Source organism: Corallococcus sp. CA047B, from assembly GCF_003612065.1.
Classification (GTDB): Bacteria; Myxococcota; Myxococcia; order Myxococcales; family Myxococcaceae; genus Corallococcus; species Corallococcus praedator.
The window spans coordinates 1-832 of the sequence record NZ_RAWD01000687.1; the positions used below are offsets into that span (position 1 = coordinate 1).

Here is an 832-nt window from a genome sequence, read left to right on the forward strand (position 1 = left end):
ACAGCACCTAACGAAAGTCAGGGCTGGGCTGGCCGTTGGCAAGGGGCATCCTCAGCTTGAGGGACATGGTCCGTGAACTCGTCCCCGACGCCTTCTGGCAGCGCGTGGCGCCCCTGCTGCCTCCGCCTCGGCCGAAGAAGAAGCTGGGCCGCCCTCGTGCGGACGACCGGGCGGCGCTGGAGGCCATCGTCTTCGTGCTCAGGAGCGGCATCCCGTGGGAGATGCTGCCTCGCAAGCAGTTCGGCCTGTCGGGCATGACAGCCTGGCGCAGGTTGGAGGAATGGACCCGGGCCGGCGTGTGGGAACAGCTCCAGGCGCGGCTGCTGGATGAGCTGGGGCTGCGAGGCAAGGTGGACTTCTCGCGCGCCTCCATCGACTCCTCGTCCGTGCGGGCGTCAAAAAGGGGGCCCTCACGGGCCCAAGCCCGACGGATAGAGCGAAGGCGGGTAGCAAGCATCATCTTCTCGTAGACGCCCACGGCCTGCCTCTGACGGAGTCCGTGACAGCGGCCAACGTGCACGACACGCATGAACTCTTCCCGCTCGTCGACTCCGTCCCCGCGGTGAGGATGCCTTCGGGGCAGCGACGCTTCCGCCCCGCGAAGGTCCACGGCGACAAAGCCTATGCCTCCAGGAAGAACCGACTCGGCTTGCGCCTGCGCGGCATTGCTCCGCGCATCGCCCGCCCAGGTGTGGAGTCCAAGGAACGGCTGGGACGCTACCGCTGGGTGGTGGAGCGCACACTGGCCTGGAAGAACCAGCTGCGCCGCCTTCGCGTCCGCGATGAGCGCAGGGACGATGTCCACTTCGGCTTCCTCGTCCTCGGCTGCTGC

General features: G+C 67.8%; 1 protein-coding gene. It reads left to right on the forward strand.

The features are described from left to right. Positions 1–65: 65 nt before the first annotated feature. Positions 66–832, forward strand: a protein-coding gene (locus D7X74_RS42185) for an IS5 family transposase (protein WP_120538491.1) whose coding sequence is annotated in 2 segments (ribosomal slippage) — positions 66–411 and positions 411–832 — 768 coding nt annotated over the 2 segments. Because the reading frame shifts where the segments join, the coding sequence is not laid out codon by codon here. This gene is flagged as partial in the annotation.